Source organism: Variovorax multivorans (assembly GCF_051216835.1).
Lineage (GTDB): Bacteria > Pseudomonadota > Gammaproteobacteria > Burkholderiales > Burkholderiaceae_C > Variovorax.
On record NZ_JBPJZL010000004.1, the window covers coordinates 359,700 to 385,354 of the forward strand.

Below are 25,655 nucleotides of genomic sequence, written 5' to 3' on the forward strand. Positions count from 1 at the left end.
TTCCATGTCACTGATCGAGATCCGCAAGCGCAGCCTTTCCATTGAAACGATCTACCACGAGGGCGGCCCGCCGGCCGCGACGCCGCTCAGGCTGGCGGCCGCCTGCGCGGTCATTCACAACCCCTACGCGGGACGGTACGAGCCGGACCTGATGCCCTTCATGGCCGAGCTGCGCTCGCTCGGCACGCTGCTTGCCACCGAACTGGTCGAGGTGCTCGGGCGGGACAAGATCGAGGTCTACAGCAAGGCCGCGATCGTCGGCGTGAACGGAGAGCTGGAGCACGGCGCGGTCTGGCACGAAGCCGGGGGATGGGCCATGCGCAGCATCCTGGGCGAGCCGAAGGCGATCGTTCCCTCGGCCAAGGCGGTGGCCGCCACCGGCTACCGGCTCATGGTGCCGCTGCACTACATCCATGCCGCGTACGTGCGCAGCCACTACAACTCGATGGAGGTGGGCATCCAGGATGCGCCGCGTCCGAACGAGATCCTGTTCGCACTGGTGATGGGCACGGGAGGGCGGGTGCACGCACGCCTGGGCGGGCTCACCAAGGAGCAGGTGGCCGTGCACGACGGGCAACGGTGATGCCAACCATGAAGGCGATTCAACTCGAGGCCCCCGGCGGCCCGGATGTTCTGCAACTGGTGGAGCTGCCCCTGCCGCAACCGCAAGCGGGCGAAGTGCGCGTCAAGGCGATGGCCATCGGTGCCGGTGGCCCCGACGTGCTGATCCGCAACGGCACCTACAAGTGGATGCCGCCCATGCCGGCGATTCCCGGCAACGAGATGGCCGGCGTCGTCGATGCAGTCGGACCCGGCGTTACGGCCTTGCGGGTCGGCCAGCGCGTGTTCGTGAGCGCGCGGGAACTGAAGCAGCGCGGCGGCTGCTACGCCGAAGCCATCTGCGTGCCCGAGGCCGCGCCATTCGTTCTTCCCGATGCGATCCGCTTCGAGGATGCCGTCAGTCTTGGAAACCTCCAGCTCGCACTGGCCATGCTGTCGAGCAACGGCAACTCGCCTGCGGCTTCCGTCCTGATTCCCGGTGCGGCGGGTGGCGTGGCCACGGCACTGGTGCAGGTGGCGCGCGATCGCGGCCTGCATGTGATCGGGACGGCCTCGACGCCGGAGAAGAAAGACTTCGCACTGGCCAATGGTGCGCACGAAGTCGTCGAGAGCGACCCCCGGGGACTGACCGAGAAGGTCATGCAGCTCACCGGCGGGCGGGGCGTCGACCTGGCCTTCGACCATCTCGGAGGCGCGCACTTCATTGCCTGCCTGCGCGCCTTGGCGCCGTTCGGAATGGCGGTCTCCTACAACATCGTCACCGGCCCGCCGGCGGGTGACGTGTTCGAGGAACTGCGCAAGTTGCTGGGCAAGAGCCTGGCGGTGCGCACTTTTTCGATTCACTCCATCGACGCCGATGCCGCTCAACGGCGCGGGCTGATGGAGTCGGCCATTGCCCTGATGGCCGCGGGCCGCGTTCGTGCGCCGAAGGCGGCACTCTTTGCGCTTGAAGACGCGCGCCGCGTGCACGAACTGCTCGACAGCGGAGGCATGCTCGGCAAGAGCGTGTTGCTGCCTCCGGCTGTGCGAGGGTGCTGACATGGTGGCGCGCGACCCGCGAGACGCTGGAAAAGGTTGCTGACACCCTCGACGAATGATGAGGTCCTTGGCGTGGCAGGACCACGAGCGCGCTGGAAGAGCCCGGGCGTGACGGTTAGGCGATTGCTTTCCCCCTTGGGACGAATAACATTCGGCGTTGTTACAGAGCAGTTCGTAGTCTCGCCAAGTTGAATGGATCGATGAAAATTCAGAACATCGAAGATCTGCGTCTCCTGGTCGAGACCGCGCGCACCGGCTCTCTCACCGCTGCCGCCCAGGTGCTGAAAGTGACACCCGCAACTGCCAGCAGCATGCTCAAGCGACTCGAAGGTCAGTTGGGGGCACGGCTCTTCGAGCGATCCACGCGCTCCATTCGGCTGACGAGCCAAGGCCAGAACCTGTTGGGCTACGCCAGCCGCGCGCTAGCGCTGATCGACGAAGGTGAGGCGCAGGTGCTGTCGGAAAGCTCCACGTTGTCGGGGATGGTGCGCGTCGCGGCGACGTCGGATCTGGCTCGCAGCGTGTTGCTGCCTTGGTTCGACGAGTTTCTTGCTGCCAATCCAGCTTTGCGTCTGGGGTTGTCGGTCAGTGACAGGGTGCACGATGTGCTGCGCGACCCTGTCGATGTCGCCCTGCGCTACGGCACGACTACCGACCCCAACGCCGTCGTGCGAGGCCTTGCCATGACGCGCCGCGTGTTGTGCGCGTCCCCACGTTATCTCGAACGTTTTGGCACGCCTCAAACACCCGAAGATTTGCATCGCCACAACTGCTTGATCTTTGAACTGCGCAGCGCGCGATATGTCGACTGGCGTTTCGAGCGAGATGGCGAATGGGTTGGCGTGCAAGTAGCAGGCGATCGCGAGGTCGATGACGCATCCATTGCCCACCAGTGGGCGCTGGCGGGCGAGGGCATCCTCTACAAGTCGGAGTTGGATCTGTTGCACGCTTTGGCATCGGGGCAACTGGTGCGCCTGCTGCCGCAGTGGCGTGGTGAACGCTATCCGTTGAACGCAGTGTTTCCCAGTAACCGCTTCATTCCCCAGCGGGTGAGGAGCTTTGTCGATTTCATTGCCGCTCGTCTGGCGCAGGTGCCAATACTGCAGTCGCCTGGTTGAATGGACGTGCTATTTGAAGTTCACGTTGACAGAGACCTTGCCCGGCAATCCTTCATAGGTCGCGGTAATGCCGGATCCCGATCGGGGCGGCAGCAGAGGTGAAAAAGAACCGAGACTGATGAGATCGCCCGGCTTCAGTTTCAATCCCTCGGTTGCGAGCGCTCCCGCAAGCCAGACGACCGCCTGGAGCGGATGGCCGAGCAGGTCGCTGCCGCGGCCCTCCGCGAGTGCCGTGCCTTTGTCATCGGTCACCCGGATCTTCATGTCGCGCAGCGCGTCCAGCATCGCATAGCGATCGGCGCGCATGGCCGGTATGCCGATCGGCTGACCCGCCACGCCAAGCCGGGCGGCGACGTTGATTGCAGCGAGTCCCGCGCCATCCAGCCGTTGCGGTGCCTGCACCATGAGATCGGGCAATTCGATGAACGGGATCACCTGATCGATCGCATCGAGAACTTCCTGCGGAGTCTGTGCGACGTTGATGGCATCGCTGCGTACGCGCACCAGCATGTCGGCTTCGAACAGCGGCCGCGCGCCGAACGTGGCACCCACGACCGCCCCATTGGCCAGCACCATGCCCTCATAGAGTCGTCCCCACACCGGCTTGTCGGTGTTGAAGCGCTTTTGCACTGCGGCGTTGGTCAGCCCGGCCTTGTAGCCGATCGCCGGGCCAAGCCGCGGAACGAGAAGCGCATGGAGCTTCGCGCGGGTGCACGCGGCATCGGCATCGCTGAGACCCTCGGGCGCGGCGACGGGGGTTCGGGTGGTGTACTTTTCGACGAAGTCAGCAACGGCCGCATCGTCAAGGCAAGCCGCGTGGGCTCCGACGCCCCCACAGACAGCCAGGCAGGCGAGAAGGTATCGCACCATCTCAGAAACCCGGCTGGCCGGCGGCGAGTGGCTTGAAGCGGTAGACCCGATAGGGCGCCTTGTTCTTCGCAATGCCGTCGGCTTGCAAGGCGCTCGTCAATGTCAGTTGTGCTGCGCCGGTGTACATGTGGCCGTCACTGTTGTAGGTCACGCCATCGGGCCACACCATGTCGGGATCAGCGACAAGGCGACGGTACTTTCGGGTGTCCGGCGGGATGATGCCAATGGCGCGTTCGCCGACCTCGGTGAGGTACAGATTGTTGTCACGGTCAATCGACAGGCCGCCGTTGAAAGGCTTGTCGGCATAGGTCTGGACCTTGGCGCCCAGCTGGGTTGCATCGAGCTTGCGATTGAGCAAATCGCTCATGCGAATGCGGTACATCTTGTAGCCGGAAAGCGGTGCGAAATAGAGCCATTCGCTGCGGCTATCCAGTGCGATGCCGTCCACGCCGACATAGAGCGCGAAGGTCCCGGCGGTCGACGTGCCTTGGTCCCACCGGATGGGGTCCTTGACGGGCTGAACGCTCGGGTGCCCTTGCAAAAGACGTCGACTCTTGCCGGTCGCAAGATCGACGACCACCAGCGCCGCCTTGTCGCCCGTACCTTTGGAATCTTCGCCGATCGCCTCGTCTGCCACAACAATCACGTTGTGCTTTGCGTCCACGACGAAGTCGTTGTGCTGTGACTCTGTGACCGTCGCCTCATCGGTGATTCGTATGACGCGCTCTAATTTGTTGCGCCGGGTGTTCCACCCCACCAACTTGGGAACCAGGCCAGCGGGACGCCCTGATGCCTTGTCGACCGATTTGGCCGAATCCAGCATCCAGAGGATTCCCTTGCTGTCTGTGTGCAGGCCAAGCACCCAGTCGAGGCAGTGGTCGAACTCCTTTTTCCAGCTGCCGTCGGTGTTCTTGCAACTCTGCCACTCGGCACTTGGATAGGGCGTTGTGGACTTGCGGTCCTTGTTCAGTAAGGCGACCTGCACTGTCGGTGAGTAGAAGGGGTGGTAGCCGATCACGATCTGGCCGTTGCCCAACTGGGTAATGCCGCCGACGCCGGCGGCATCCAGTTCTGCATAGAGCTCCGGCTTCGCCACTGGGGCGTCGCTCGCATTGGCTTCGGCGAACGCCGAAGACGGCGCAATGGCGATAGCAAAGATACAGGCGCAGCCAACCAGGACCGCGCGCATGCGGCTGCGGGAAATCGTGCTCATTTTTTAGTCTCCAGTCGTTTTTGAACTACCAGAGTCCGTCGTGTCGCGGACTCTCTGCGAGTCAGTGTCATGGCTGAGCAGGCGCATGAAAAGCAGCGAAACGGCGAAACACTTTCAATGAATTCCCGGAAATCCGGCGAAGGCTGGCTATCTGGGTCATCCAGGCACGCGTGCAGCAAGCGCAGCCGAGGCGCTGAAGATTCTGGAGCAGCAGAACGCCAACTTCGATCTGGTCTTTTCGGATGTCGTGACCTTGGCCGGGAGTTCGAACTCCTGCACAAGCCCTATTCGGTTCGGGAACTCCAGGCGTTGTTCGACCGGGCGACGAAAACACCACCGCGATTTCGTAGGAAGTAGCTGACCGCAACTCTGCAGATGACCCTGCATCGCAGAATCCATGGTGACTCGATCGTTGCCTTCCCAAAGCATCAGGAGACGCCCATGCAAGACAACAGCCGCGAGCTCTTCGCTCTTGAAAAGAAATTCTGGCAGTCGATGGTGGACACCGACACGGACACGGCCATCGAGTTGTTGCATGAGCCAGCCTTCATGGTGAGCTCTCATGGCTCGATGAAGTTTGACCATGCTGGCTACCGAAAAATGGCAGAGCAAGGAACCATGGTCGTCAAATCGTTCTCGCTGAGCGAGATGGAGGCCACCTTCCCCAGCGATGGAGCCGCTGTCCTGAGCTACAAAGTCCATCAGATTCTGTCGCCGAGAGGAAAGTCCGAAAAGGTGGAGCAGCACATGACGGACACGTCGACGTGGATCCGTGACGGCGATGCCTGGCGATGTGTCATGCACACGGAAGCGCCCGCGCCAACGGCAAAGGGCGAATGACTTTCCGCCGCCAATGCGGGTGTTCTTCGAAGCAGCGAGAAGGACGATGTTCGGTTTTCGAGCCCTCGTCCACCGGCACTTCCGGTTGCCAGGCAAAAGGTAACTCGCCGAGCTGGAGCAGAGGGCTGCGATACCGGACAACGACGCCGCCGATTACCGGATGCCCTCCCGCTCAGCTACCGAGCGGCCATCGCGTGTCCAGACCTGGAGCACGAAATCGTCTTCCTCGTGGAACACCAGGCGTGCCAGGCCGAGCGAGGCCAGCGCGCCGTGTACTTCCTGCGTGGGAAGCCTGCGCTGTGCGAAATCAGGCCGCCAGTCGCAGGCCACCAGGGTGCCATCGGCCTCCAGAGTGTCCTGGCAGCGGGCGGCCAGCAGGTGCATGTCGTTGTGGTCGAGGAAGTAGCCCAGTTCGCTCAGCACGATGAGGTCGAAGCGGCCGACCTCGCGCGGCCAGTCGGCAGGCAGCACGTGGTGCGCGACGTGCACGTTGGCGAGCCCGCCGGTGCGCTTGCGCGCAATGTCCACGGCATGCGCCGAAAAGTCACTTGCCAGCAGGTGGTCGCAGCGTTGCGAAAGGGCGAGCGTGAGTTCGCCGATGCCGCAGCCGGGCTCGTAGCCGCTTCGGTAGCGCTCCTGCGGCAAGGCGGCCAGCAGCAGCGCCCGCTTGCGAGCCTCGTACCAGCGGTGGCGCAGCGCGTAGGGGTCTTCGCTGGCCGCGTAGAGCGATTCGAAATAGGGCCGCTGGTCATTCATTGCCGCTGCTCAAAGGAAGACCACCTCGAAGGGGCGCGCCGCGCGCTGGACGGTGGTGGCGCGAAGCACCGGGCCCGAGCCGGTGGACGCATCGCGCTGCAACTGGCTGGTGAAAGCCTTGACTGCCATGCGCTTGCGCCGCACGGCCTCATCGCTCAGCGGGAGCCGAAAGGCGCGCTGCCAGGGCACGCGCGCATCGCCGGGACGGGACCAGTGCCAGCCCCAGACGGGCACTTCCACCAGCCGGGCGCCCGTGCTCGCGGCCGCCAGTGCGCAGGCCTCGCCAGTCGCTTCGTGGTCGGGATGGCCGTCCTGGCGCCATGTGGTGAACACCACGTCACTGGGCCGGAGCAGGGACACGAGCTCGGCCGCGAGCAAGGCGCGCAGCCCCTTCAGGCCGCCGTCGGGCAGGCCCAGCCGTGCGGGCTCGATGGCCAGGCCCAGGCAGTGCAGTGCCTTTCGGCTCTCTCGCGGCCGGGTCCGCGCGAGCCGTTCGACGGGCCATTCGGTCGAGCCGTGGTGACTGGCAGTGCCGTCGGTGACGGCGATCACTTCAACGTGCCTGCCGCAGTCGGCCAATAGCGCGAGCAGGCCACCGACCGAGAGCACCTCGTCGTCGGGGTGGGGCGCGACGACCACGGCGCGTGCGCTTTGCGGAACCAGCTCTTGCGGCGCGATCGCGGGCAGGCGTGCAAGGCCGGGCCAGCGGCTCCACTCGATCTCGGTGGTGCCCTCGCCCCGAATGGCGCGGCGTGCTACAGCGCCCATGACGAAGGCTCCTCTTTCTCGTTCACGGCGAGCTGGCCGAGCGCCGCAAGATCGCGCTCGGCGTGGCTCTGGCGAAGGAACACGGGCAGGTCCGCCATCGCACGGGCGAAGTACGGGTCACGGCACAGCGGGCCGGCGCCGACCGCGCGGCCGGCGTGGTGCATGACGTCGTTGGCCGCCTGCTCGACGGCGAGGCGTGCGCGCAAGGCGATGCGCTGTGCGTTGTCTTCAGGGTGCCGGTCGATCCAGGCTGCGGCCTCTCGCAGTTGCGCAGCGGCCGCGGTCAAGGCCGCTTCGATGGCGCCAATGTGCGCGAGGCGATGGGCGTCCGGCGCCGGTCCCGCGCGCTGATGAACCGCGCGCGCAATGCCGAACGCGCCGCCGAACCAGCATGCCGCGATGCCGGCGCCACCCTGCCAGAAGCCGGCGCGGTTCACGTAGTCGCGGGGCCGCCCGATCTGCGTGGCCACCGCGCGGTCGAACCGCACATCGACACTGGCGCTCGCTGCCATGCCGACGGCATGCCAGCCATTGCTGGTCACACGTACGTCGGGCTGATCCATGGCCACAGCCGCAAGGCACGGTTCGCCGGCCGCGTTCCAGCAGCTCACGACGGCGTGGCTCACGCTTGCGGCGCCCGAGCACCAGGCCTTGGTGCCGGTCAGGCGAACGCGATGGCCCTCTGCCGCGTCGAGCACCACGCGCGCGTCGGGCGGCTCCGCGCACCAGGTGCCCCAGCGCGCACCCGCGGGTGCGGCCGACGCGGCGCCGAGTTCGGCGAGGATGGCGAGAGCATCGGTATGCCCTTCGAACAGCTTCACCAACGAAAGGTCATGGGCTGCCACATCGGCCAGCACACGCCAGCGCGCCAGGGTTCGGCCGGCGCCCGGTTTTGGAAGCACGTCGATGCCCGCGTCGACCAGATGCTTCAGCGCGAGGTCGCAACCGTAGCGAAGCTGCAGTTGCCGCAAGGCATCGGCGAGCGCGGGTTCTGACATGTGAAGCAGCGGCTAACGCACGGAGCCTTTGGCACCACCGGTCGGCGTCAGGCAGTCACCGGCGAAGCGGCGACCAGGTGCTCGGTCAGAAACCACACCTGCAGTTCGTTGGTGCGAAGCACATTGCTGACGAACACGTCGTTGCTGCCGGCGTCGCCGGACTTGTCGACCTGCTCGGCCGCGTCGCGCGCCGAGATGATGATCTGCTCATGGGCTTCGGCCAGCCGGCGCAATTGCACGGCAGCCGGTTCGCGCCCGCGCGGCGGCCTGGCGATCTTGGTGGCTTCGGCGATGTCGGGAGCCATGGCGAGCGCAACGCCGCCAAGCAGCTGAATCCGTTCGGCAACGATGTCCACCAGCAGCACCTGGCCTTCGTAGTGCTGGTCGTACATGAGGTGCAACTGGTTGAAGGTCGGGCCCACTACCTGCCAGTGATGCTTCTTGTACATGTCGCGCAGCGTGATCGTGTCGGCCAGGCACTGGTTTAGCAGCGCCACGCTTTGCTTGCAGACCTTCTCCGACAGTCCGTTGGGGAGCTTGATGATTTCCCCGTACCGTTGCGTCTCGTGGCTCTGCTGATGCAGGTTGGGCTTTACTTCCTTCGCTGACGCCGGGGTTGGCGAAGTCGGCGAGCCTGCCGCCTTTGACTTGCCGTTCTTTGATGCTGCCATGGGTGCGCTCCTGAATTTGGAAGATCGACTTCTAGCACCCGTGCAGTGGCCCGCACGTAGTCCAGCCGCCCGCTTCGAGCGGCTGTTTTTCTTCGTCGGACCCGGATGTCTGTCGCCTACAGGCCCGCCGCGCTTCTCCTGACGTGGCGTGTGCGAGCGGCTCTCTATCTTCGGTGCTTGGCAGGCAATCCGATCTACAACGGCACGAGGGCTCGACCATGCTAGGTATCGTCATCCCGGCGCACAACGAAGAGCAACTCATCCGTGGATGCCTGTCTTCAGTGCGCATCGCATCGCAGCACCCCGCACTGATGGGAGAGCCCGTGGAGACGATCGTGGCGCTGGACGACTGCGCGGACGCCACAGGCATCCTGGCGTCCAGCTGTGGCGCCATGACCGTCACCATTCGCGCGCGAAATGTCGGAATGGCCCGGGCCGTGGGTGCGAAGGCTCTGCTGGCAAGGGGCGCGAGATGGCTGGCGTTCACCGATGCCGACACGCTGGTCTCCGAAGACTGGCTGGCGGCCCAACTATCTCTTCAGACAGACGTCGTATGCGGAACGGTGTCCGTGCTGGACTGGTCGCCTCACGGCCGCCATGCAGCGCTGCTCGAGGCACATTTCCAGGAGACCTATTTCGACTGCGAATCTCATCGCCATGTGCATGGCGCAAACCTTGGCGTCTCGGCGGCGGCGTATCTTCGCGTCGGCGGGTTCAGGCACCTCGCGTGCAGCGAGGACGTCGCCCTGGTGAATGCGCTGGTCGATGCCGGCTGCAGCGTTGCCTGGAGTTCACGGCCACGGGTCGTGACCAGCGCCCGCACCGATGCACGGGCGCGTGGCGGCTTTGCTGGCGCGCTCCTGAATGCCGTGGCGCAGCGCCTGGCCGAATCCGCAGGCGCCGCGATGCAACCGGCAATCGCCGCTGGCTTGTGACGCCATAGGCGATCGCCGCGAGCGGCGAGATCGATGGTGGTTCCTTTGGCGCTTCCATGGTGTCTCCTCCGTGGCGGATCAACGTCTCCTCGATCTCCGATCCGACGGACTTTTGAGACACCGACTTTGAACCCAAACGGGCTGCGAGTGAGCAGGACTCGTCCGACAGCCAGCATCCGAAAGATGCGGCCGCGGCTCGCACGCTCCCGCGCCAATGCGCTAGATTTTTCCTCTGGCCATGCGAAGCGGATCGACCAGGTGGTCGTACGCCTCGGCACTCAAGTAGCCCAGTTCGATGGCTGCCTCGCGTGGAGCAATGCGGCGCTCCACAGCGGTTCGCGTGATGTGCGCCACCTTGTCGTAGCCGAGCACCGGGTTGAGCGCCGTCACGGACAGCAACGCATTGCCCAGGTTCGATGCGAGGCGCTCGCGATCGATGTCCAGGCCGGCCACCAGCTTGTTCGCAAAGACGCGCGAGCTGTCCGCCAGCACACGCATGGACTGAAGCACGCTGTGGATCAGAACCGGCTTGGCCACGTTGAGTTCGAAGTTGCCCGAGGCGCCGGCCATCGTCACCGTCACGTGATTTCCGACGACCTGCATGGCCGCCTGGGCCACCACCTCCGCGATGGTCGGGTTGCGCTTGCCGGGCATGATCGATGAGGTCAACCCGTCATCGGGCACCATCAGTTCGCCGATGCCGCAGCGCGGCCCCGATCCCATCCAGCGGATGTCGTTGGCGATCTTCATCAGCGATGTGGCGATCACATTCAGTGCCCCTGACAGCTCCACCAGCGCATCGTGGCCCGACATGCCCTCGAACTTGCACGGATGAGGCTCGAACTGGAGGCCCGTGAGCTTGTCGATCTCTTCACAGAACAGCACGTCGAAGTCCGGTGGCGCGTTGAGCCCGGTTCCCGCCGCCGTACCGCCCTGGGCAACAGCCAGGAGCCGCGGCAAGGCGTCCTGCAGTCGCGCAATTCCATTGCCCACCTGCCATGCGAACGCCTCGAACGCCTGGCCCATCGTCATCGGCACGGCATCCATCAGGTGCGTGCGCGCAACTTTGGCCGCATCGGCGAAGGCGCTCGCGCGCTCCGCCAGCGCGTCCTTCAGCACGACGAGCGAGGGGATCAGGCGTCCGGTCAACTCCATTGCGGCTGCGATGTGCATCACGGTCGGGAAGCTGTCGTTCGACGATTGCGATGCGTTCACATGGTCATTGGGATGCACCGGCGACTTCGTGCCGAGTGCCCGCCCGAGCAACTCGTTGGCACGGTTCGCGATGACCTCGTTGGCATTCATGTTCGTCTGGGTCCCCGAACCGGTCTGCCAGATCGTGAGCGGGAAGTGATCGTCGAACAGGCCGCGCGACAGCTCTTCAGCGGCGGCAATGATCTTTTCGGCCAGTGCCTCATCGAGTGCGCCGCAGCGTGCATTGGCTCGCGCTGCCGCGATCTTCTGGAGCCCGAACGCGTGCAGCAGGCAGACGGGAAACCGCTCGGTGCCCACGTCGAACACGCCCGCGGCGCGTTGTGTCTGCGCACCCCAGTACCGGCCAGCCGGAATCTCGACCGGCCCGAATGCATCGTGCTCGATGCGCGTGGCAGTCATCGCATCAGTCCAGCGAGATGCTGGCCTTGGCCGCCACGGCCTTCCAGCGTGCCACCTCCGCTTCGGTGTGCTTGCCGAGCGCGGCGCCGGTGTACTGCTCCGGCGGCAGCATCTGTATGGCCTGCTCGGCCAGGCGGTCGGTGAACGCCTTGTCGCTCATGACTTTCAAGTAGGCCTGCTGCACCTTGTCGAGCACCGCCTGCGGCGTGCCCTTGGGCGCGTAGATGCCGTACCAGGTCGAAGCCTCGAAGCCCGGGAGCACGGTTTCGCTCAGCGTGGGCACGTCCTTCAGTTGGGCAAGCCTGACCTTGGACGTCACGGCCAGTGCGCGGACCTTGGCCTCCTTGATCTGCGGCATGGCCGTGTTGGTCTGGTCGAAGATGCCGTCGACCTGTCCACCGATCACGTCGATCAGCGCCGGCCCCGCGCCCTTGTACGGAACCTGCGAGATCCGGATGCCGGCCGAGGCGGCGAACAAGGCCGCGATGAGGTGCGAACTCGACCCGACGCCGGCATTGCTGATGAAGAGCTTGTCCGGGTTGGCCTTGCCGAAGTCGACCAGCGCCTTGATGTCCTTCGCTGGATGCTCCTTGCGCACCATCAGCACCAAGGGCGTATCAGGAAAGCGGAACACCGGCGCGAAGTCCTTGACCGGGTCGTAGGCGAGCTTCTTGTAGAGGGCGGGCGCGGCGCCCATGTAGCCCATGTGCCCGACCAGCATGGTGTAGCCGTCGGCCGCGGCGCGCGATGCCTTCGCGGCTCCCACGGTGCCGCCGGCGCCCGGTGCGTTGTCGATGATGATCGGCTGGCCCAGTTCGCGTGCCACTCTCTCCGCCATGGCCCGCGCCAGGGCATCGGTGGGGCCGCCTGCCGCGAAAGGCACGATCCAGGTCACGGGTCGCGCCGGGTAGGTCTGGGCGCAGGCGCCGTGCGCGCCGACTGCCAACGTCGCTGCCAGCAGGGCGCGGGCGGCCAGCTTCTTGATGTCGATCATCTGTCTTGTCTCCTCGGGGTTGGTGATGGGTCGCGGCTCAGGCGGCGACTTCGGCGGACAGCGCGATGGCGCGGTCCACCATCTGCGGCGCGAGGCCGAGATAGTTGGCCGGATCGGTCATGCGATCGATGGCCGCGCGGTCGAAGTGCTTCGTGACCTCGGGCAGCGCGGACAGGGCTTCGGCCAGCGTGCCGCCGTTCTCGTTGACGGCGCGGCAGGCGTCGTAGACCACGTCGTGCGCCTGCTGGCGGCCGATGTGCGGGGCCATGCCCATCATCACGGCCTCGGCCACGATCAGGCCGCGGCTGATGCCCAGGTTGTGCTTCATGCGTGCCTCGTCCACGATCAGGCCGCCCAGCGCGAACTTGGCCTGATGCAAGGCGCCCGAAGTCAGGATGAAGCTCTCGGGGATGGCGATCCATTCGGCATGCCAGGGGCCCGTGGCGCGCTCGAAGTCCTGCACCATGGCATCGACCATCAGCCCGGCGTGCTGCCGCACCGCCTTGGAGGCCGCCAGCATCAGCTCGCTGGAGATCGGGTTGCGCTTCTGCGGCATCGTGCTCGATGCACCGCGCCCCTTGACGAAGGGTTCGTACACCTCGGCGAACTCTGTCGACGCCATGATCATGATGTCGAGTGCGATCTTGCCCAGCGAGCCCGTGACGAGCGCAAGCAGGTTCACAGCCTCCGCGAAGCCGTCGCGCGCCACGTGCCAGGTGGTGGCGGGCACGCCCAGCTTCAGTTCCTCGGCCATCGCCTTCTGCACTTCGAAGCCCTTGTCGCCGAGCGAGGCGAGCGTGCCCGCGGCACCGGCGAACTCGACCACCGCCACGCGCGGCCGAAGCTCGGCGATGCGCTGCTGGTGCCTGTCGAACATGGCCAGCCAGATCGCGACCTTGTAGCCGAAGGTCACGGGCAGCGCCTGCTGCAGGTGGGTGCGGCCGGCCATCGGCGTGTCGCGGTGCTTTTTCGCGAGCGATGCCAGGATGCCTCGCAGTTCGCGGATGTCCTCGTCGATGCTGTTGAGCGCGTCGCGCACCTGGAGCGCCACGGCGGTGTCCATGATGTCCTGCGTGGTCGCGCCCCAATGCACGTAGTGGCCCGCCTCGCCGCACATCTCGACCAGCTGATGCACCAGCGGCAGGATGGGGTAGCCGACGATGTCGGTTTCCTCGCGCATGTGCTCGAAGTCGATGCGTTCGAGTTTCGATTCGCGCGCGATCACCTCGGCCGCCTCAACCGGAATCACGCCGACGCGCGCCTCGGCCCTGGCGAGCGCGATCTCGGCATCGATGTAGCGCTGGATCAACGCGCCGTCCGAGAAGAGCTGCCGCATCTTCTGCGTGCCGAACGCATCGCGGAACAGGATGGAGTCGACGACGGTACTGGCCATCGGAATCGAGGTGCGGGTGGTGTTCATGGGAGCCGTTGAAGGTGGAAGCTGCGAATGCAGATATGTTCGGACATATCCAACTTTAATATGTCCGAACATATTTGCCGAGTCGGGGTTTACCCTCGACGCCATGAATGCGATCCTTGAGGGCAACATGTCTTCGTCATCCAAGCCTCATCACCGCGACATCTCGCGCCACCTGACCGACGCCATCACGAGCGGTCATTTCGTCGTCGGCTCGCTGCTTCCGACCGAGCTCGAACTCTGCGAGCACTACAAGACCAGTCGGCACACCGTGCGGGCAGCGTTGGCCGAGCTTCAGCGCCTGGGCCTCGTGTCGCGCCGCAAGAACGTGGGAACGCGCGTCGAGGCGACCAGGCCGCGCGACACCTTTCGTCCCTCGCTCGCGTCGGTGGACGATCTGGTGCAGTTCGGCACCGAGCACTTGCGGCAGGTGCAATCGATCGAAGAGGTTGCCGTTGCTGCCGCGGTGGCGAAGGACCTGGGGTGTGCGCCCGGTGTGCGCTGGCTGCGTATCTCGAGCCTGCGCCTGGACGGCAATGGAGAGAGCGACCCCATCGGATGGACCGATGTGTATGTCGACCCCGCGTATTCGGAAATCGGGGCGCTCGTCCAGGAGTCGCCCGACACCCTCGTCAGCTCACTGATCGCCGAGCGCTACGGCCGGCAGATCGCCGAAATCCACCAGGATGTACGGGCCGACACCGTCAGGGACGCAGCGATGGCGAAGGCCCTGCGCATCGAGCAAGATGCGGCTGCGCTGAAGATCGTGCGGCGCTACATGGATGCGGACGGGCAGACCTTCGAAGTGTCCGTGTCGGTCCATCCGGCCGACCGGTTCTCGGTGTCGATGCGATTGCACAGATCCGAGCCGTAGTCGCATCCAGCGCGTTGCGGTTCGACTTCTGAACGGGGGAGGGGCCTCGCCGAAGTCGAGCGTCCGAAGGTTCAGGCGAGCACGTAGTCGGGGTACTGCCGACAGATCTCGCTCACCGCGCTGAGCGTGCCTGACAGATGCTTGCGAAGCGCGGCCTGGGCGGCGGCCGGGTCCTGTGCCTCGATGGCGCGCACGATGGCTCGGTGGTCGCGCAGGATCGCCTCGGTCTTGCCTGCGGTAGGCAAGTGCAGGCGGCGCAGCCGGTCGACGTGTCCGGATACGCGGCCCACAAGATCCCAAAGGCCCAGCACGCCGCCGGCTTCGTACATCAGGCGATGGAACGCCCGATCGGCGTTGACGAAGTCACCGTAGCGCTGCGACGTTGCAAGCGCCGCCTGCTGGGCGATGACGCCTTTCATCTGCTCGACCAGCCCAGGGGACTCCTGCTGTGCCAACTGGTGCACCAGCTCCAGCTCGATGGACCGCCGCAGGAAGTGGGCTTCGCGCGCCGCCGCGATGTCGATGCGGCTGACCAGCGTCGCGTGCTGCGGAAACACATCCACCAGTGCTTCTTCGCTCAGACGCAGCAGCGCCTCGCGTACCGGCGTCTGGCTCACGCCGAAGCGGTCGGCCAGCTCTTGCCGCACCAGCACGGTACCGGGCGCGAGTTCCAGCGAGAGGATGGCCTCGCGCAGTTTTTCCAGCACCTGGGGCGCGGCCAGGCGGGTACGGTCGAGTCGAATCTTGGGAGGGGCACTCATCGCTGTCGATTGTGTCATTGACCCGACTGATATATTAATGTTTTAATTCCCGGCTTGCGATAGGCAAGGCGGCACTCATGGTGCAGCGCGCCCTGGAGACAACCCTGATGAAACGCCCCTACGAATCCCTTCGCAGCGCCCGCTGGTTCGCGCCCGACGACTTCCGCTCCTTCGGCCATCGCTCGCGCGTGCTGCAGATGGGCTACAGCTATGCCGACTGGATGGGCAAGCCCGTGATCGCCATCGTCAACACCTGGAGCGACGCCAACCAGTGCCACGCGCACTTCAAGCAACGCGTGGAAGACGTCAAGCGCGGCGTGCTGCAGGCGGGTGGATTCCCGCTCGAGCTCCCGGCCATTTCGCTTTCGGAAAGCATGGTCAAGCCCACCACCATGCTCTACCGCAACTTCCTCGCGATGGAAACGGAGGAGCTGCTGCGCAGCCACCCGATAGACGGCGCGGTGCTGATGGGAGGCTGCGACAAGACCACGCCCGGCCTCGTGATGGGCGCGCTCAGCATGGACATTCCTTTCATCTACCTGCCGGCCGGCCCCATGCTGCGTGGCAACTGGAAGGGCAAGGTGCTGGGCTCAGGCTCCGATGCCTTCAAGTACTGGGACGAGCGCCGCGCCGGCCGGTTGGGCGAGCAGGCCTGGGCCGAGATGGAGGCCGGCATCGCCCGCAGCCACGGCACCTGCATGACCATGGGAACGGCCGCCACCATGATGGGCATTGCCGAGGCGGTGGGGCTGAGCTTGCCGGGTGCCTCCAGCATTCCAGCGGCGGACGCCAACCACATCCGCATGAGCGCCGACTGCGGCCGCCGCATCGTCGAGATGGTGTGGGAAGACCTCACGCCCGCGAAGATGCTCACGCGCGCCAACTTCGAGAACGGCATCGCCTGCGCGATGGCCATGGGCTGCAGCACCAATGCCGTCGTGCACCTGATCGCGATGTCACGCCGCGCCGGCCACGCGGTGAGCCTGGACGACTTCGATGCCTTCAGCCGCCGCGTGCCCGTCATCGCCAACATCCGGCCCAGCGGCGAAACCTACCTGATGGAAGACTTCTTCTACGCTGGCGGCCTGCCGGCGATGCTGGAGCGCATCCGCGGCCACCTGCGGACTGACGCGCGCACCGTCAATGGCCACACGCTCGGCGAGAACATCGAAGGCGCCGAGGTCTACGACGACGACGTCATCCGGCCGCTCGCCAACCCCATCTATGCCGAAGGCGCGCTGGCCGTGCTGCGGGGCAACCTTGCGCCCGACGGCGTGGTGATCAAGCCCAGCGCCTGCGCACCGCATCTGCTGCAGCACACCGGCCGTGCGCTGGTGTTCGACGACTACCCCGCGCTCAAGAAGGCTGTGGAAGACCCCGAGCTGGACGTGACGGGCGACGACATCCTCGTGCTGCGCAACGCCGGCCCGCGCGGCGCCGGCATGCCGGAGTGGGGCATGTTGCCGATTCCGACCAAGCTGCTGAAGCAGGGCGTGAAAGACATGCTGCGCCTGTCCGATGCACGCATGAGCGGCACCAGCTACGGCGGCTGCCTGCTGCACTGTTCGCCCGAGGCAGCCATCGGCGGGCCGCTCGCGCTGGTGCAGACCGGTGACCGCATCACCGTGGACGTGCCGGCGCGGCGCATCCACCTCGACATCAGCGACGAGGAACTCACCCGCCGCAAGGCCCGGTGGACGCCGCCGCCGCCGCGCTACGAGCGCGGCTATGGATGGATGTTCGGCCGCCACATCAAGCAGGCCAACGAAGGCTGCGACTTCGACTTCCTGGAGACCAGCTTCGGCAAGCCGGTGCCGGAGCCCGACATCTTCTGATCGGCCTTCCAGCCCCAATTCATTTCGAGAACGGAGACGACACGTGAATCCCGCCACCCGCGAGCAGCTCATGAAGGTGAGCACCGCCACCCTGTGCACGGCCCTGTTCAAGCGCGGCCTGCGCAACCAGTTCATCCAGGACGTGCGGCCGCTCAACTCGGGCCTGCCCAACATGGTGGGCGAGGCCTTCACGCTGCGCTACATGCCGGCGCGCGAAGACCTGAACCCGATCAGCGTCTTCCTCGACCGCGACCATCCGCAGCGCAAGGCGGTGGAGCAGTGCCCCGAAGGCGGCGTGCTGGTCATCGACAGCCGCAAAGATGCGCGCGCCGCCTCGGCCGGCGGCATCCTGGTCACGCGGCTGATGAAGCGCGGCGTGGCCGGCGTGGTGACCGACGGCGGCTTCCGCGACAGCCCCGACATCGCGAAGCTCGGCTTTGCGGCCTACCACCATCGCCCCAGCGCGCCGACCAACCTCACGCTGCACCAGGCCATCGACATCAACGTGCCCATCGGCTGCGGCGATGCACCGGTGTTTCCGGGCGACGTGATCGTGGGCGATGCGGAAGGTGTGATCGTCATCCCGGCCCATATGGCCGACGAGGTCGCGGCCGAAGCGACCGAGATGACGGTCTTCGAAGACTTCGTGCAGGAAAAGGTGCTCGAAGGCCGTTCCATCCTCGGCCTTTATCCGCCCACTGAAGAGCAAAGCCGCACTGACTTCGCAACCTGGCGCCAGGCCAAGGGCCGCTGAGCCCATCGATAAGAATTCAAGGAGACAAGACATGCGTTTCATCCGCCTCGCCGCGGCGCTGCTTTCGGCTGCGCTCGCCCCCGTTGTCGCATTGGCCCAGACCCCCGAATGGCCGGCTGCCAAGCCCATCGTCTACGTCGTGCCTTTCACCCCCGGCGGCTCCACCGACATCGTGGGCCGCACGCTGGCCCAGAAGCTGGGCGAGAGTCTCAAGCAATCGGTGGTGGTCGACAACAAGCCCGGGCAGGCCGGCGGCATCGGCGCCGCCTACGTGGCCAGGGCCGCACCCGACGGCTACACGCTCTTCGGCGGGACCATCAGCACGCACGCCATCAACGCCAGCCTCTACAAGAAGCTGACCTACGACCCGATGAAGGACTTCGAGCCGGTCTCGCTGGTCGCGCGCCTGCCCAACGTGCTCATCGTCAACAGCCAACTCGGCGTGAGCTCAGTGGCCGAACTGGTGGCCCTGCTGAAGAAGGACGAGAGCAAGCGCACCTTTGCCTCTTCCGGTGCCGGCACCTCCACTCACCTGGCCGGAGAGATGTTCGCCGACCTCATCGGCGTGAAGCTCACCCACGTGCCGTACAAGGGCACGCCGCCGGCCCTGACCGACGTGGCCGCAGGGCAGGTGCCCTTCATGTTCGACCAGGTGACAGCCGCGCTGCCACTGGTCAAGAGCGGCAAGCTCAAGCTGCTGGCCGTGACCACCGGCAAGCGCATCGCGCTGGTGCCCGAGCTGCCGACCATGATCGAGTCGGGCATTCCCGGCTTCGAGATGTCGTCGTGGCAGGCGGTGTATGCGCCCAAAGGCACGCCCAGGCCGATCGTGCAGCGCCTCAATGCCGAGATCGTGAAGGCGCTCAGGCAGCCAGACGTGCAGGCCAAGCTCTCGGACCAGCTGGCGATGGAGATCGTGGGCAGCACGCCCGAAGAACTGCGCGACTTCATGGCCAAGGAAATTCCGCGCTGGGCCGAGCTGGTGAAGAAGTCGGGCGCGGTGGCCGATTGAGTTTTCGCAACCACATGAGGAGACCTCTCTGATGCAGAACGAAATCAACCATCGACGACGCCAGTTGCTCAGGACGGCTGCGGGCGCCGGTGCCGCCGCGCTCAGCGGCCTGGCCGGCGCGCAAGCCTTCGATTTCAAGCCCAACCAGCGCTACCCCGATCCGTCCGTGATGATCCTCGACCCGAGCTTCGCCAAGTACCGGATCTACAGCAGCACGGTGGAGCAACTCGGTACCGGCATGCGTTGGGCCGAGGGTCCGGTCTACTTCCCGGAGCACGGCTACCTGCTCCTGAGCGACATCCCGAACAACCGGTTGATGAAGTACGACGAGAAGACCGGCAGGTTCACCGTGCACAAGACCAACGCCAACTACGCCAATGGCAACACCCGCGACCGCCAGGGGCGGCTGATCACCTGCGAGCACTCGGTGACGCGGCGCGTGGTCCGCACCGAGAAGGACGGGCGCATGACGGTGCTGGCCGACAACTACGAAGGCAGACGCCTCAACGCGCCGAATGACGTCGTCGTCAAGTCGGACGACACCGTCTGGTTCACCGACCCCACCTTCGGCATCAATGGCGAGTGGGAAGGTTTCAAGGCCGTGCCGGAGCAGGCGACGACCAACGTGTACCGCATCGCGAAGGACGGCAAGCTCACCGCGGTGATCACCGATCTCGTCAATCCGAATGGCCTGGCGTTCTCGCCCGACGAGAAGAAGCTCTACGTCGTCGAATGGAAGGGAACGCCAAACCGCAGCATCTGGAGCTACGACGTATCACCGGACGGCACAGGCGTTTCGAACAAGACCAAGCTGATCGACGCCGACGGGCCGGGTTCCCTCGACGGCTTTCGCGTTGACCGCGACGGCAATCTCTGGTGCGGCTGGGGTTACTCGGGCGCGATTGCATCCGAGCCCACCGACATCGGTGGTGGCATGAAGGCCTACCTGCCGACAGGCAAGTCGGAAGAGATGGACGGCGTGAAGATCTTCAATTCGCAGGGCAAGCCCATCGGCTTCATCCGCCTGCCCGAACGCTGCCCGAATCTCGAATTCGGAGGCCCGAAGCGCAATCGCCTCTACATGGCGAGCAGCCATTCGCTCTATGCGCTCTACGTCGAAGCCCACGGCGCCGTCTGAGGCGCGCCCGCAGCAATCGGCGGGTGGGCGTCTAGCGATGATTGGGCATGCAGCTTGAGAATGCCGCTCTGCGCCGCCGGGGACCCGGCTTGATGCCGCTGTTGCGAGGGTCTTGTCCGATGTCACCGGCGAACCATCGGAAGATGTTGGCGCGGTTTCTCCATCCGTCGCTGAAGCGCACGAAGAGAAAGCCCCGCTCCGCGTTGCCGAGCGCGTCGACCGGTATGCCGGCGGCGCGCAACGCCCTGATCTCGGCGTTGGTCTCCATGTCGGATGGCAGCTTCAAGGTGATCGTTGCGTTGTGAATGGGGGGCCTAGGCATTGCTTCGCTTCCGTCAAACTTCCCGAAGGCGCAGTTGACCTGAAGAGAGCTTCTTCGGGATCCCGCATTTATAGGATGCGCAAAGCGACAGCCCATCGGACGCCGGGAGTCAGGTCTAGGCGGAGCCGCGCACCAGACGCTCGAACACGTCGTCCGAGCCCATCTGGCCACCCTTGAGCATGATTTCCAACCCGTCGAGCGCGGCGTCGTCGCTGTGCAGGCGACACAACGAGGTGCCGGCGCCCATGTCTGCCACGTAGGAAAGCCCCCAGGCGTTGAGCGCCTGCACTGCATGACTCGAGGTGTCACCTCCGGCGATGCCCACGCGTTGCAATGGCACCATTGCCAGCACTCTGGCGAGCAGATCGCCGCCAGCGCGCGCCAAGGCTTGGGGATCGATGCCTCTGTCGAGCGGCAGCGGCTTGAGGGGGCGGGTGCAGGCCAGCACGTTGCGGCCGCTGACGAGTCCGTTCGCGATTTCTTGGGCATGCCGTTCCAGCGCGGCTGCGTCCCGCTGCGCGATTCCTGAATGAACATGTGGCCTCCGGGGCACTCGTGCCGGTCATGACGCGTCATCCACCACCCGCCGCAGGTGCATATGTCATCCGACCGCCAGGTCAGCATCCCGCACGGAAGATACGGGTCCTCACCGAACTGCTGATCGAGTATTGCGACCGGTCTCCGGACCCTGCGGGAGCTGCACTTGTTTGAGTGATGCATCGACCATGAATGGTCGGTGAGCGCGATCAAGCCGGGCTGTCGAGTCAGGCTCAGGTCAGAATTAATTCCTGCCGGCAATTGGCGGGTTAATTGCCGAGATCGATTTCACGGAAAATTGAGTCAATGACTCGTGAATTCGTTCATTTTGCATGGTAATTAATTCACGAAAACATCATATTTGGCAAATAAAGTTCCGCTTTTCGAAGTCGTTCGCAATTCCGCGGAAGAGCTTCGATGCGTTCCTGACTTTTATGCCATGACTGAAAATTACTCTTCTGAAGAAAATGCCGGCCTCGATCAATTGGCTTCCGTTCCGGAAAACAGGCGCCGGGAACTGCTGAAGCTCATGTTGGCCGGCTCGGTTACCGGCATGGCAATCGCGCTGCCCGGGTGCGGCGGCGGCGGCAATGGCGCGGGCGCCACGGCCTTTCCGGCAACAGGAGGGAACGGGACATCGGCAGGTGCGTCGCCGGGCAATTCGTCGCCCCCAGCCAGTCCTGGCACCGCCGCTCAAAAGATATCAAGCTTCACCATTTCCGTGCTTCCTGATACCCAGTTCTATCCCAGGTATGCATCGGAAAAAATGGGCGAGCTCTATCAAAAACTGTATTCGGGAATAGATCCGAAATACGACAATCCATTCAAAACCCAAACGCAATGGATTGCGCAAAACGCCAAGCTGCTGAAAATGCCATTCACCATCCATCTTGGCGATATCGTTGACCAGTCCTGGTATTACACATCGGAAAAATCGACCCCCTGGAGCGCCTCGACCGATCTCGTTGGCAATGGCCAACTCGGAAATGGCCAGGTCACGAAGGAATGGGAGCTTGCAAGCCAGGCAATGCAGGTGCTCGAGGCGGCCCAATGCCCTTATTCAATCTGCGCGGGAAATCATGACGTAGGAGCCATCGGCTCCGATATGCAATGGGGCCCGGATTGGGGAGTCGGCGTCACCGGATTCGCCAACAACGACGGCTACCAGGACGGCGGCAGTCATCGCGTGGGCCTGTTCGAGCCCTACTTGCAGGTGTTCCCCGCGGAGCGCGCGAAGAGGCAGGCAACATTCGGCGGAAGGCACGCTTCCGGTTTCCACGAATATCACGTCTTCGAAGCCGAAGGAAACAAGTTCCTTGTGCTGTCGATGTCGTGGCGAGCATCTGACGATGCAATCGCCTGGGCCAACCAGGTCATCCAGGCGAACAAGACGCTCCCCGTCATCCTGGTGAATCACCAGTTGGTCGGTATCGGCAGCGACGGGAAGACCGCAGCCGATACCGCCTATTCGAATTACATGTGGGACAAGCTCATCAAGGACAACGACCAGGTCTTCATGGCGGTCAGCGGCCATTACCACGGCTCCTGCACGAGCACGAAGAAGAATTCCCGCGGCAATGATGTCTACCTGATGGTGGTGGACTACCAGATGGCCTACATGGGCGGCAACGGTCTCATGCGGATGTTCGAGTTCGATCTCACCAACAAGAAGATCATTGCCAGCTCGTTCTCTCCATGGGTTCCCCTGAAGCCGGCGGCCACGCTCAACGAGTTCGACGCCGCCTGGCTGTCCGACTCGAACCAGTCCTTCTCGCTGGACCTGGATTTTGTCCGGAGGTTTGCTTCCTTCAATCCGAACTTCACCGTTGCGGACGGTTCGTCGGACTCCGGCCTGACAGACGCGGCCAAGAAAATCATTCTGACGAACTACAGCCAGCCGCCGCAGAAAGCCGCAAGTCTTCCGTCGAGCACCGAGGACTACCCGAAGGTCGGCAGCACGCTGGCGCACTGGCGTTTCTTCAATGCGTCGGCAGCCGACGGGGATCTTTTTCCCTATCAGCCCGGGCAGCAAATCCAGGACAGTTCGGCTGGAGGAAAGAACCCGATTTCGGTGAACACGTGGATGGGCTCGCCCGGTGATCTGGTGTGGTCGACAAGCCATCATCCGCTGTCGGCCGCGCCCGGAAGCCTGCGTTTCCTGAATGCCACGAAGACCAGATCTTCCTACTTCACCACCGACCAGAATTCGGCGCTGAACGTGGAAACCTTCCCCTCGGGCTACACCATCGAGGCATTCGTCAATATCGATCCAGGTTTCGATGCGACGACGAATGGATGGATGGGCATCCTGTACCGCCTGGGCGCGCGGTCGCAGCTGCCTGGTTTCGGATCGGGCGAGGGCGATTGCGCACTGATGTTCGCCTTTTCAAACCTGATGGAATTCCAGTGGGAAATCGTCCCCGTGAACCAGGCGACCAATCTGACCTGCTGGTCTGGAGGCGTGTCGGCCGGCCAGTGGCTGCACATTGCCATCGTGAACGACCCGTCCGCGTCGTATGCGACCACCATGTACGTGGAAGGAGCGCCCGTCCTGCGGAACAACACGAACATGCAGGGCATTCAATACGTGAGCCCCACCGAGCAAATTGCCATCGGCTGCGGTCAGTGGGCCGGGAACATGTCGACCGGCTTCTTGGGAAGCATTGGCGAAATCCGCATCGTCGGCGTACCCCTGACTTCCGACAAGTGGCTGACGGCCAGGGCAACCTGATCTGACCGCCGGGGCCGCGTGCCGCCGTTTGGCCGACACAAGTTATGTAGAGGTGCCATCCATCCGGCGAAGCTTCATGGCCATGCGGGCACCGCAGAGTCGCGTGACACCTGCCTCACTCGAAGGGGGCGGACGCTCCTTGGGGAGAGGGCAAGATCAGCTTCACCAAAAGGCCTCCGCCTTCGCGCGGCGATGCCGTGACGCTTCCGTTGTGCATCTGCATCGCGCGACGAGCAATGGCCAGGCCGAGGCCCACGCCGTGCACCTGCTCGCCTTCTTCGGCACGGAAGAAGGGCTCAAAAATCTTTTCCAACAACGAGGGCGACACGCCCGGGCCGCGGTCAGCCACCGCGATGACGAGAGCACCTGTCTGCGAATCGACCTGCACATTGACTTCCACGATGCCGCACGGCGGGCTGTACTTGACGGCGTTGCGGATGACGTTCTCGAAAGCGCGATAGATCAACTCGCCATGCACTTCAACGACGAAACTTCCGTGAGCATCGGTGCTCACGCGGCGACCCGTGGCGCGGGCTTCGAAGTCGGCATCTTCCGTGATGTCGTCCAGCAGCTCGATCAGATCCACCCGCTCAAGTGGCGCGACAGACGCACCAGCCTCCAGGCGATGCAGTGTGAGCAACTCCTCGATCAGGCCATCAAGTCGCTCGCTTTCGTTCTTGATGCGAAGAAGCATGGCCTCGGTCAGCTCGGGATCTTGTCGTGACAGACCGATGGCGGCTTGAATTCGAGTCAACGGGGAACGCAGTTCATGAGAGATGTCGTGCAGCAGAACACGTCGCGATTCCACGACCAGTTGCAACTGTTCGGCCATCCGGTCGACGTCCCGCGCCAGATCGGCGATCTCATCGCGCCGGCGCCCCATCAGCGGTGATATGCGGGTGTCGAGATGACCCTGAGCAACGCGGTGAAGCGCCCAACGCAAATGGCGCAGCGGGCGAGACAGGTACCAGGAAAGCGCGAGGCCGATCACCAGTATGGCAATGAGCCCGGAAAGCAGCGGGACGATGGGCGTGTAGCCAAGGGACGGCATGCCGTCCGGCTGCGGCGGAGGGAATGGGTGGTTGGTGAACGTCAGGTAGGCGGCAGTGCCGAGCATCGACAGGATCATGCTCAGCGACAAGGCAAGCAAGAGCTTCCAGAACAACCTTCCGACTGTTGGCCTGAGTGGCATCAGCCCTCCAGCAACTGGTAGCCCAAGCCGCGCACGCTCTGAATCCAGGATTGGCCGTCCGAGCGGGTCCCGAGCTTCTGCCTGATGGCGCTGATGTGCACATCGATACGACGGTCAAAACGTACGAGCGAACGGTCGAAGGCTTGCAGCGAAATGTCCTGCTTGCTGACGAGCTTGCCCACATGGCTTGCAAGCACCTCCAGCAGGCTGAATTCCGTACCCGTGAGTTCGAGTGGCTCGCCGTGCCACGTCGCCCGGCGGCTGCCGGGCCACAACACAAGTTCTCCCGCCTTGAGCACGCGCGGCGCGGACGATGGCTCGGCGGCAGCTCTTGTTTCCGTGCGCCGCAAAATTGCGCGTATGCGCGCAACCAGCTCGGCCGGCGTGCATGGCTTTGACACGTAGTCGTCGGCGCCCATGTTCAGCCCGACGATCTTGTCGACATTGTCTCCGCGGGCAGTCAGCATGAGGACGGGCACTGCGCTGCGCTCCCGGATGCGCCGAAGCACCTCGATGCCGGACAGACGCGGCATCATGATGTCCAGCACCACGATGGAATAGAGGTTGGTGGCTGCCTCGCCAGCACCGGTGCCGCCATCGTGCACGGCGCGAACATCAAAGCCCTCGTACCCCAGGTACTGGGACAGCATGGTGGTGAGTTCGACGTCGTCGTCGATCAGCAGGACTCGGTGCATGGCTTGGTTCT

General features: G+C 64.4%; 25 protein-coding genes. 11 read left to right on the forward strand and 14 right to left on the reverse strand.

The window, feature by feature from the left end:
• Window positions 1-4 precede the first annotated feature (4 nt).
• From ACSFCA_RS11970 to ACSFCA_RS11980, 3 genes are all read left to right on the forward strand, one after another.
• Window positions 5-583 (forward strand): amino acid synthesis family protein, encoded by a 579-nt coding sequence (locus ACSFCA_RS11970; RefSeq protein WP_435459652.1) that lies wholly within the window; start codon window positions 5-7, stop codon window positions 581-583.
• Window positions 583-1,599 carry a zinc-dependent alcohol dehydrogenase family protein gene (locus ACSFCA_RS11975; protein ID WP_435459653.1) on the forward strand — a complete coding sequence of 339 codons (1,017 nt, stop codon included), beginning with the start codon at window positions 583-585 and terminating at the stop codon, window positions 1,597-1,599. The genes ACSFCA_RS11970 and ACSFCA_RS11975 overlap by 1 nt, the downstream gene beginning before the upstream one ends.
• Before the next feature lie 200 nt (window positions 1,600-1,799).
• On the forward strand, window positions 1,800-2,717 hold the full coding sequence (locus tag ACSFCA_RS11980; RefSeq protein ID WP_435459654.1) for a LysR family transcriptional regulator: 918 nt from the start codon (window positions 1,800-1,802) through the stop codon (window positions 2,715-2,717).
• Between the two features lie 9 nt (window positions 2,718-2,726).
• Here the strand turns inward: ACSFCA_RS11980 and ACSFCA_RS11985 are convergent, their stop codons facing one another.
• The gene (locus ACSFCA_RS11985) at window positions 2,727-3,587 is read right to left on the reverse strand and encodes a 2-keto-4-pentenoate hydratase (protein ID WP_435459655.1); all 861 of its coding nucleotides are present in this window, start codon (window positions 3,585-3,587) and stop codon (window positions 2,727-2,729) included.
• A gap of 1 nt (window position 3,588) precedes the next feature.
• Window positions 3,589-4,800 carry an L-dopachrome tautomerase-related protein gene (locus ACSFCA_RS11990; RefSeq protein ID WP_435459656.1) on the reverse strand — a complete coding sequence of 404 codons (1,212 nt, stop codon included), beginning with the start codon at window positions 4,798-4,800 and terminating at the stop codon, window positions 3,589-3,591.
• A gap of 441 nt (window positions 4,801-5,241) precedes the next feature.
• Between ACSFCA_RS11990 and ACSFCA_RS11995 the strand changes: the two genes are divergently transcribed.
• Window positions 5,242-5,640, forward strand: a complete 399-nt coding sequence (locus tag ACSFCA_RS11995; protein WP_258349740.1) for a nuclear transport factor 2 family protein — start codon at window positions 5,242-5,244, stop codon at window positions 5,638-5,640.
• Window positions 5,641-5,793: 153 nt separating this feature from the next.
• Here ACSFCA_RS11995 and ACSFCA_RS12000 read toward each other — a convergent pair whose 3' ends face one another.
• Genes ACSFCA_RS12000 through ACSFCA_RS12015 form a run of 4 tightly spaced genes read right to left on the reverse strand, consistent with a single transcriptional unit; the run spans window position 5,794 to window position 8,833 of the window.
• Window positions 5,794-6,396 (reverse strand): class I SAM-dependent methyltransferase, encoded by a 603-nt coding sequence (locus ACSFCA_RS12000; RefSeq protein ID WP_435459657.1) that lies wholly within the window; start codon window positions 6,394-6,396, stop codon window positions 5,794-5,796.
• A 9-nt stretch (window positions 6,397-6,405) separates the two neighbouring features.
• Window positions 6,406-7,164 carry a PIG-L deacetylase family protein gene (locus tag ACSFCA_RS12005; RefSeq protein ID WP_435459658.1) on the reverse strand — a complete coding sequence of 253 codons (759 nt, stop codon included), beginning with the start codon at window positions 7,162-7,164 and terminating at the stop codon, window positions 6,406-6,408.
• On the reverse strand, window positions 7,152-8,162 hold the full coding sequence (locus ACSFCA_RS12010; protein ID WP_435459659.1) for an acyl-CoA dehydrogenase family protein: 1,011 nt from the start codon (window positions 8,160-8,162) through the stop codon (window positions 7,152-7,154). Before ACSFCA_RS12010 ends, ACSFCA_RS12005 begins: the two co-directional genes overlap by 13 nt.
• Window positions 8,163-8,209: 47 nt before the next feature.
• On the reverse strand, window positions 8,210-8,833 hold the full coding sequence (locus ACSFCA_RS12015; protein ID WP_093172770.1) for a Dps family protein: 624 nt from the start codon (window positions 8,831-8,833) through the stop codon (window positions 8,210-8,212).
• 218 nt (window positions 8,834-9,051) lie between these two features.
• On the opposite strand from ACSFCA_RS12015, the gene ACSFCA_RS12020 reads away from it, so the two are divergent.
• Window positions 9,052-9,768: a glycosyltransferase family 2 protein gene (locus ACSFCA_RS12020; RefSeq protein WP_258349736.1), complete on the forward strand. Its 717-nt coding sequence runs from the start codon at window positions 9,052-9,054 to the stop codon at window positions 9,766-9,768.
• Window positions 9,769-9,987: 219 nt separating this feature from the next.
• On the opposite strand, the gene ACSFCA_RS12025 is transcribed toward ACSFCA_RS12020, so the two are convergent.
• The 3 genes from ACSFCA_RS12025 to ACSFCA_RS12035 are packed head-to-tail and all read right to left on the reverse strand — an operon-like array spanning window position 9,988 to window position 13,796.
• Window positions 9,988-11,382, reverse strand: a complete 1,395-nt coding sequence (locus tag ACSFCA_RS12025) for a class II fumarate hydratase (protein WP_435459660.1) — start codon at window positions 11,380-11,382, stop codon at window positions 9,988-9,990.
• Window positions 11,383-11,386: 4 nt separating this feature from the next.
• Complete coding sequence (locus ACSFCA_RS12030) at window positions 11,387-12,376, reverse strand: tripartite tricarboxylate transporter substrate binding protein BugD (protein WP_258349734.1); 990 nt, start codon at window positions 12,374-12,376, stop codon at window positions 11,387-11,389.
• A 37-nt stretch (window positions 12,377-12,413) separates the two neighbouring features.
• Window positions 12,414-13,796, reverse strand: a complete 1,383-nt coding sequence (locus tag ACSFCA_RS12035; RefSeq protein WP_435459661.1) for a class-II fumarase/aspartase family protein — start codon at window positions 13,794-13,796, stop codon at window positions 12,414-12,416.
• Between the two features lie 103 nt (window positions 13,797-13,899).
• On the opposite strand from ACSFCA_RS12035, the gene ACSFCA_RS12040 reads away from it, so the two are divergent.
• On the forward strand, window positions 13,900-14,667 hold the full coding sequence (locus ACSFCA_RS12040) for a GntR family transcriptional regulator (RefSeq protein WP_435476761.1): 768 nt from the start codon (window positions 13,900-13,902) through the stop codon (window positions 14,665-14,667).
• Window positions 14,668-14,738: 71 nt separating this feature from the next.
• Here the strand turns inward: ACSFCA_RS12040 and ACSFCA_RS12045 are convergent, their stop codons facing one another.
• A complete protein-coding gene (locus ACSFCA_RS12045; RefSeq protein WP_435459663.1) occupies window positions 14,739-15,428 on the reverse strand; it encodes a GntR family transcriptional regulator in 690 nt (229 codons plus the stop codon).
• 107 nt (window positions 15,429-15,535) lie between these two features.
• Here ACSFCA_RS12045 and araD point away from each other — a divergent pair, with 107 nt between their 5' ends.
• From araD to ACSFCA_RS12065, 4 genes are read left to right on the forward strand one after another with little or no spacing between them, the layout of a single operon-like run.
• Window positions 15,536-17,263: an L-arabinonate dehydratase gene (gene araD / locus ACSFCA_RS12050; protein WP_435459664.1), complete on the forward strand. Its 1,728-nt coding sequence runs from the start codon at window positions 15,536-15,538 to the stop codon at window positions 17,261-17,263.
• Window positions 17,264-17,306: 43 nt separating this feature from the next.
• Window positions 17,307-18,017, forward strand: a complete 711-nt coding sequence (locus ACSFCA_RS12055; RefSeq protein ID WP_435459665.1) for a ribonuclease activity regulator RraA — start codon at window positions 17,307-17,309, stop codon at window positions 18,015-18,017.
• A 31-nt stretch (window positions 18,018-18,048) separates the two neighbouring features.
• Window positions 18,049-19,029, forward strand: a complete 981-nt coding sequence (locus ACSFCA_RS12060; protein ID WP_435459666.1) for a Bug family tripartite tricarboxylate transporter substrate binding protein — start codon at window positions 18,049-18,051, stop codon at window positions 19,027-19,029.
• Window positions 19,030-19,060: 31 nt separating this feature from the next.
• A complete protein-coding gene (locus ACSFCA_RS12065) occupies window positions 19,061-20,167 on the forward strand; it encodes an SMP-30/gluconolactonase/LRE family protein (RefSeq protein ID WP_435459667.1) in 1,107 nt (368 codons plus the stop codon).
• 31 nt (window positions 20,168-20,198) lie between these two features.
• On the opposite strand, the gene ACSFCA_RS12070 is transcribed toward ACSFCA_RS12065, so the two are convergent.
• Both ACSFCA_RS12070 and ACSFCA_RS12075 read right to left on the reverse strand, forming a co-directional pair.
• On the reverse strand, window positions 20,199-20,435 hold the full coding sequence (locus ACSFCA_RS12070; RefSeq protein WP_435476765.1) for a hypothetical protein: 237 nt from the start codon (window positions 20,433-20,435) through the stop codon (window positions 20,199-20,201).
• A gap of 169 nt (window positions 20,436-20,604) precedes the next feature.
• Entirely contained in the window at window positions 20,605-21,042 is a 438-nt protein-coding gene (locus ACSFCA_RS12075; protein WP_435459669.1) for a nucleotide-binding domain containing protein, read from the reverse strand.
• 423 nt (window positions 21,043-21,465) lie between these two features.
• Between ACSFCA_RS12075 and ACSFCA_RS12080 the strand changes: the two genes are divergently transcribed.
• Window positions 21,466-23,757 carry a LamG-like jellyroll fold domain-containing protein gene (locus ACSFCA_RS12080; RefSeq protein ID WP_435459670.1) on the forward strand — a complete coding sequence of 764 codons (2,292 nt, stop codon included), beginning with the start codon at window positions 21,466-21,468 and terminating at the stop codon, window positions 23,755-23,757.
• A 115-nt stretch (window positions 23,758-23,872) separates the two neighbouring features.
• On the opposite strand, the gene ACSFCA_RS12085 is transcribed toward ACSFCA_RS12080, so the two are convergent.
• Together ACSFCA_RS12085 and ACSFCA_RS12090 are read right to left on the reverse strand one after the other, a co-directional pair.
• A complete protein-coding gene (locus ACSFCA_RS12085; RefSeq protein ID WP_258349725.1) occupies window positions 23,873-24,922 on the reverse strand; it encodes a HAMP domain-containing sensor histidine kinase in 1,050 nt (349 codons plus the stop codon).
• Between the two features lie 26 nt (window positions 24,923-24,948).
• Window positions 24,949-25,644 carry a response regulator transcription factor gene (locus tag ACSFCA_RS12090; RefSeq protein ID WP_093176767.1) on the reverse strand — a complete coding sequence of 232 codons (696 nt, stop codon included), beginning with the start codon at window positions 25,642-25,644 and terminating at the stop codon, window positions 24,949-24,951.
• Between the last annotated feature and the right edge of the window lie 11 nt (window positions 25,645-25,655).